The sequence below is a fragment of the uncultured Ruminococcus sp. genome (genome assembly GCF_937915125.1).
In the GTDB taxonomy this organism is placed as follows: domain Bacteria; phylum Bacillota; class Clostridia; order Oscillospirales; family Ruminococcaceae; genus Ruminococcus_C.
Genome location: NZ_CALDMP010000004.1, coordinates 1 through 6785 on the forward strand (window position 1 = coordinate 1; position 6785 = coordinate 6785).

Annotated in this window: 5 protein-coding genes and 2 pseudogenes; 2 read left to right on the top strand and 5 right to left on the bottom strand. The window is 41.9% G+C overall.

All coding sequences use genetic code 11. The annotated features are described in order from the left end of the window. Both Q0418_RS00310 and Q0418_RS00315 read left to right on the top strand, forming a co-directional pair. Nucleotides 1-966: pseudogene (locus Q0418_RS00310) on the top strand (hypothetical protein); the annotation flags it as partial. Nucleotides 967-1113: 147 nt separating this feature from the next. Then, nucleotides 1114-1326, top strand: a pseudogene (locus Q0418_RS00315) (AAA family ATPase); the annotation flags it as partial. 165 nt (nucleotides 1327-1491) lie between these two features. Here the strand turns inward: Q0418_RS00315 and Q0418_RS00320 are convergent. The 5 genes from Q0418_RS00320 to Q0418_RS00340 form a co-directional block, all read right to left on the bottom strand. Beyond that, nucleotides 1492-1896 carry a VOC family protein gene (locus tag Q0418_RS00320; protein WP_367276201.1) on the bottom strand — a complete coding sequence of 135 codons (405 nt, stop codon included), beginning with the start codon at nucleotides 1894-1896 and terminating at the stop codon, nucleotides 1492-1494. Nucleotides 1897-1905: 9 nt separating this feature from the next. Continuing rightward, nucleotides 1906-2871: a carbohydrate kinase family protein gene (locus Q0418_RS00325; protein ID WP_298481551.1), complete on the bottom strand. Its 966-nt coding sequence runs from the start codon at nucleotides 2869-2871 to the stop codon at nucleotides 1906-1908. Further along, nucleotides 2864-4234, bottom strand: a complete 1371-nt coding sequence (locus Q0418_RS00330) for an MFS transporter (RefSeq protein WP_298481552.1) — start codon at nucleotides 4232-4234, stop codon at nucleotides 2864-2866. Before Q0418_RS00330 ends, Q0418_RS00325 begins: the two co-directional genes overlap by 8 nt. Before the next feature lie 21 nt (nucleotides 4235-4255). After that, nucleotides 4256-5281, bottom strand: a complete 1026-nt coding sequence (locus Q0418_RS00335) for a zinc-binding dehydrogenase (protein ID WP_277214434.1) — start codon at nucleotides 5279-5281, stop codon at nucleotides 4256-4258. Between the two features lie 233 nt (nucleotides 5282-5514). Then, nucleotides 5515-6615 carry an ROK family transcriptional regulator gene (locus Q0418_RS00340; protein WP_298481553.1) on the bottom strand — a complete coding sequence of 367 codons (1101 nt, stop codon included), beginning with the start codon at nucleotides 6613-6615 and terminating at the stop codon, nucleotides 5515-5517. Nucleotides 6616-6785 lie beyond the last annotated feature (170 nt).

A 6785-nucleotide genomic window follows, 5' to 3' on the forward strand; every position in this document is an offset into this window, starting at 1 on the left:
ACCACGACCAGTGACACAACAGCTACAACTTCCGAAACAACCACATCTGCCACAACAAGTGAAACTGTGACGTCCGCAGGTTCCACTAACACCACGACCAGTGACACAACAGCTACAACTTCCGAAACAACCACATCCACCGCAACAAGTGAAACTGTGACGTCCGCAGGCCCCACTAACACCACGACCAGCGACACAACAGCTACAACTTCCGAAACAACCACATCCACCACAACAAGTGAGACTGTGACGTCCGCAGGTCCCACTAACACAACTACCGATGATACGACAGCTACAACTTCCGAAACAACCACATCCACCACAACAAGTGAGACTGCAACTTCCGCAGGACCTACTAACACAACTACCAGCGACACAACAGCTACAACAACTTCCAACACAACTGAAACAACAACTACCACCACATCCGGCAAGACAACGGAATCTTCAGCATCCGAAACTACAACGACTACAAAAACCACTTCTACAACCGTGACAACAACATCCATCACAACAGACACCACAACTTCTACGGAAACCACCGAAAGCACAACATCTACCGAAACCACCAGCGAAACTATTTCCGCAACAACGGATACCTCGGAAACAACTGCAACAAGCGATACCACAACAACTACGACAAATACCACCAATACAACAGTTACCGGAACAACAAACACCACTACGACCACTGAAACGGAACAAACTGTTCTCACAGGTGATGCAAATCAGGACGGCAAGGTAGACCCTGACGATGCATATCTGGTTCTGGTATACTACGCCGAGGAAATGGTGGGCAAGGAGCACACCATGTTCGATGATCCGGAACTGGAAAAGTTGATCATTGAGGCATTGGACATTGACAAGGATGGCAATCTGGATGCAGATGATGCATACTTCATCCTGCTGTACTATGCACGAGTTTCTGTGGGGTCAGATGTGACCTGGGAGGAACTGATGAAGTAAATTACTATTAGTAACACAAACAAAGATAGCACTTCTGTCTGCTGAAAGAGTAGACGGAAGTGCTTTTTTTGAAGTGATAGTTGAAATGGATTTTGATGTGTGGTATAATATTGACGAGGAAGAACGGCTTCACAAGGAGGTTACGGCATGGGTATTTATCTGAATCCGAATAATTTTGATTTTCAGGAAGCGCTGAATTCAGAAATTTATATCGACAAAACGAAGATGATTCAGTATACAAATAGAGTCTTGAAAACAAAGCAAAAGTATATTTGTGTCAGCCGCCCTAGACGGTTTGGAAAGTCTATGGCAGCGGATATGCTGACGGCTTATTATAGCCGTGGTTGCGATTCCAGAGAAACTAGGACTACAGTATTCCTTATGGTTTGTTTTACAGCTTTGATACACCGGAAGATGTGCTTAGATTTGTTGAGAGGGTAAAGGCTCTTAGAAATGAATGATACGCTGACAGAAATATCGCTTAAATGACAAACAACCGCAATGCGGAAAAAACACTGAGGTTGTTTATGTGAATATAGGTTTTAAACCAATCTGACTGAATTCTAGTATTTCCTTGTTCGGACCTTCGATTTTAAAAAATCTTACGCCGTTTTCCCAGAATGGAAGAAAATGAATACAATCGTTAAGATTATTCAGATTGCGCTCGTTTACAAAGGAAAGCGCTGCTTCAATATCTTTCACATCAATTGCAATGTGGTCTACTGCACCAGAACACATTGCAGCCTGACGGTTTTCAGAGGTCTCAATCATCAGATTGCCAAGCAGCAAAAAGGCAACCTGTTCCTTTGCTTCCTTGTTTTCTGTACGCAGCGCAATGGTAAATCCCAGTTTTTCGTAGAATGCAATTGTCTCTGCAATATCATTTGTTGGTATACCAATATGCTGTAGTCCTGTGGCAATATCTTTCATCTCCATGTTTTACTCCTGCCTTTCTTCCTGCATTTTTTCTGTGACCTGTTCCATGGTTGGCATAGCTGGAATCACTCCGTAGCTTTCAACGCAGACACTTGCAACAGCGTTTCCAAAATCTGCAAATGATGCCGCTTCAGAAACAGATACCTCATCCGGAAGTTTTCCGCAGCGGCAGAACTGGTAGAGAAATCCACCCCAGAATGCGTCACCGGCTCCGGTTGCATCTAATGCTTTATTTCTAAAACCTTTGACGATCTGACCACCGTCAGATGTCCGTACATAAGCGCCCAGTTTGCCTAATGTGATTACAGCAATTTTCACTCCCTGACGCAATAAGGCTTCTGCTGCTTTTTCATAGTCGGATTCATCTGTCATCAATTCTGTTTCTTCTTCAGATATCTTCACCAGATCTGAATATTTCAGCATACTGCGCATCTGACTGACAGCTTCCGATTCTCCGCTCCACAAAGATGCCCTATAATTCGGATCATATGATATTACACAGTTCGCACGTTTTGCTTCTCTTACAGAACACATAGTAGCGCTCCTGCACGGTTCAGCTGTAAGTGAAATTGAACCAATGTGTAAAATATGGCTGTTTGAGATTGTTTCAAGAGATAAATCTTTTATAGATAACATTTTATCTGCACCATGATTTCTTGCAAAAGAAAATTCACGTTCTCCATTTTCTTTGACATCTACAAACGCCAGAGTGGTAAAATAATCATCACTTAATATAAAACCTGTACTATCAATGCCGCAGTTATCAAGGGTTTCTTTGAGAAATTTGCCGTGCATATCATTTCCGGCTTTTCCGATAAAGGCAGTTCTTGCGCCAAGCTTCGCCATAGCTGCCATGACATTTGCCGGTGCACCGCCTGCATTCTGAGCAAATATTCTTTGTCCCTGCTCATTCCTGCCCTGCATGGTAAAATCAATCAGCATTTCTCCTAAAGCTGTTACATCAAACATTTGTATTGCTCCTTTCCTTGATTTCAGCTACAATTTTGTTATAGGATTTCTTGTTCAGTCTGTAGAAAAACAGTGCAATGGCTGTAACGATCCAAAGTATTCCCGGAATGGTAGAAAAGCTGTGTTTCATAATCGAAAGCACATTTTCATTCTGCTGCATATTTGCCTCAAAACCAGTTGCACTCAGTACTGCTGCAAGAACAGATGTACCGATTGCCATTCCGATTTTATTTCCAAGAGAGATAAATGCATACTGGAAACCGTCATTGCGGACACCGGTTTTCCATTCTCCATATTCTACACAGTCGGGAATAATGGCATAAATAGCTGTGTTAAAACCTGCAAAGAAAAACTGTGTCAGACCAGAACAGATATAGAACGGAACCGGTGTCTTTACGGGGCTGAACAGATACAGTGACAGCATACATACACCTGTTCCAAGTGCTAATATAGAAGCGGATCTTCCTTTGTTTCCCGTCCATTTGAATACGATCGGAAACAGTCCGGCACCGATAATTGATGGAATAATAATTGCCATGGAATAAGTAGTAAACAGGGATTCAGTTCCTTCCACATACTTAAAATAGTACAATGCATCAGCATTTCTTCCATAGAGTGTTACACCAAACAGGAACTGTCCCAGTAATGCCAGCAGATAGGGCTTATTCTGAAGCACAGTCTGAATTTGCAGCTTTATGGGTATTTTCTTCTTTTCCGGAATGGTTACTGTTTCCTTTGTCTTAGCAAAGCAGAAAATATGACAGGCAGCAAAAATCGCACCATAAAGTACAGCTACCAGCAGATAACCACGCTTATCGCTGCCGCCGCCCAGTTTGGAAATCAAGGGCAGTGTGATAATATTGATAATACCGATGGCAATCATGGCGCTGACGGAACGGAAGGTATTAATTTTTGCACGTTCTTCAATGTTCTGTGTCATAGCACCACAGAGAGTTCCATATGGAATATTGACACAGGTATAACCCAATACCAGGATACAATAGGTTATGGTCATATACACTATTTTGGCAGTGCTGCTCCAGTCCGGATGTGCCCAGAAGGAAATCATCAGCACAATTGCAGTCAGCGGTGCTGCAATGAGTAGCCAGGGACGATAACGTCCCCAGCGAGTATTTGTTCGGTCGGTCAGACTGCCTACAATGGGATCATTGATAGCGTCCCAGAAGCGTGAGAACAGCATCAATGCAGCAACAGCACTCATACTGATACCGAATACATCGGTATAAAAAATCATAAGAAAATTACCAACGAACATCCAGCTGAAATTACAGCCTACATCGCCCATACCATAAGCAAATTTACTGATAAAGGGTATTTTCAGATTGGTATCATTCGCTTTCATGTCGTATTCCTCCAGTCTGCATTATTCCTGCACGTTAATGATCACCTTCATGGTTGTCTCTCTGTTGGCATCAATATACTCATACGCTGCCTTGTAATCCTGAAACGAAAAGTGTTTAGAAATCAACGGCTTGAGCGCAACCTTGTTTTCGTTAACCAGACGGATCGCCTCAATATAATCCTCGTTCCGATACATCATTGAGGTGTTCAGGTCAAGCTCATGATCATTCAGTACAGCAAGGTCAATCTCTGCCATACCGGCAAATACAGCTACAAGAATAATTGTACTGCCTTTTCTCGCATACTTTATCGCCTGACCCATGGTGATATTGTTTCCTGCACAGTCGTAAATCACATCTGCCTTATCCGGTCCGAAATTCTCCAGCATCGCCTCGCCGAAATCCTTTTCTTTCGTATTGATGCAGAAATCAACACCGCATTCTTTTGCCTTTTCCAGACGAAGGTCACTGACATCAGTTATCATTACACTTTCAGCGCCCAAACCTTTTGCTGTCTGTGCTACCAGAATTCCAATTGGACCTGCGCCCAGAACTGCAATTTTCATACCCTTGACATCGCCTGCACGTTTAACTGCATGCACAGCAACTGCCAACGGTTCGATCATTGCTCCCTCGTCATAGGACATATCTTCCGGAAGTGCTGTTACCTTTGCAGCATCGACAGCAAAAAATTCGGAAGCTGTACCTGTTGTCTGGAATCCCATAACCTTGAGTTCTTCACAGAGATTGTACTTGCCGTGACGGCAGGGATAGCACTTTCCGCATACCACCTGCGGCTGAATCGTTACTTTTTGTCCTACTGTAAATCCTGTTACTTTTTCTCCGAGCTTTACAATTTCGCCGGACACCTCATGTCCCTGTGTAACCGGATAAGAGGTAAACGGATGCTTTCCATGATACACATGGATATCCGAACCGCACACACCGATTTTCATAATCTTCACCAGAACCTGATCTGCTTTGATTTCCGGCACCGGAACCTCGTTGAATGTGATTTCCTTTGGATTTGTCATAACCTGCTGTAACATAGCAATCGCTCCTTTTTCATATCAAATTTTTCCCTCATTTTCGTTTTATAATTACTTTTATAAAACGCTTTATGTAACTGACTACAGTATAAACTACATCTTTGTATTTGTCAATGGATTTTGTCGAAAAAATACAGTTTCTCTTTTTCTTACAAATACAAGGTTTCTGTTTTGCACAAAGTGCACAAAAAAAGCCCCGAGCAATACCCGGGACATTACGTTTATAAATTGTCTCACAAAGAATTCAGATAAGAATCAAAGAAATACATTGCTGCACCGATAGCAGATGCTTCTCGTTCATAGGTACAATTTTTCAGATATAATGTGTCGTTTTCAAACATATTATACTGTACTGCCTTACAGCTCAGTTCCGGCATATATTGTTTCAGATAACCGCCCACATAACCTCCGAGCATAATATCACAGTCAAATGCCATTCTCAGATTGGTAATCAGAACAGCAAGGTGATCCAGATAGTTGTCCCACGCTGTCTGAATTTCTGTATCGCCGTCTTGCAGACATTCAAAAAAGTCCTCTAAGGAATCCGCATATTTCAGAAGAACTGTGGCTGAGCAATATGCGTCAGCACAGCCTTTTTTTCCGCAGTAACAGGTTTTTCCATTGAATTCTACGATCATGTGTCCGAATTCGGCACTCCGGCGATGATTGCCTTCAAAAATTTTTCCGTTCAGGTAAATTGCTCCGCCAACGCTATTGCTAAGAGAAAGGTATATCATATCCGTGTCAATATGATGTGTTTCCGCGAACAGCGCGCTATTGGCATCATTTTCATATGAAACGGGAAATGGAATTCTTTGACTGAATGGTTTCAGATTCATATGGTTCTGTTTCAACACATGAGAACGTACAAGAATATTATCGTGTTTATTTATGATTCCGGGCAAAGAAAATCCCACACCAAGAATTTTTTTCCTATCAGCATCTGTATCACGCAAAAATGTTTCCAGATTATCGGCAACACTTTGATAATACGCAGAATCGTTTGCAAACACGGATTTCATTCGCTTTTTCGCAATCACTTTTCCACAAAGATCCATAAGGACATAACTGATATGATTGGCAGTTATATCAATTCCCACAGCTGTTCTGAATTGTTCTGCAATAGACAGAACGGCTGCCTTTCTTCCGCCGGTGGACTCATATTTTCCAGTTTCTATTACCAGTCCGTTTTGAACAAGTTCTTTTACGTTCTGCAAAACTGTAGGCATACTGAGGCCCAATTCAGATGCAATTTCCTGTTTGGAGGTTTCACCTTTTTTCAGGATAAATTTTGCAATCTTTCTCTGGTTAAAATTGTTTTCTTTTCTCTGCATATGATCACTTCCACTCTTATTTCAATGGTTTTATAAAAGTATACATCATTTGCGGGGAAAAATCAAGTTTGTTTTTATAGAAATCTTCGAAAATTATATTGTGATTCAATCAGAATGTAAGCAGTATAATAAAACATACAGAAATCCGCCAAAAGGAATGTACAGGAATT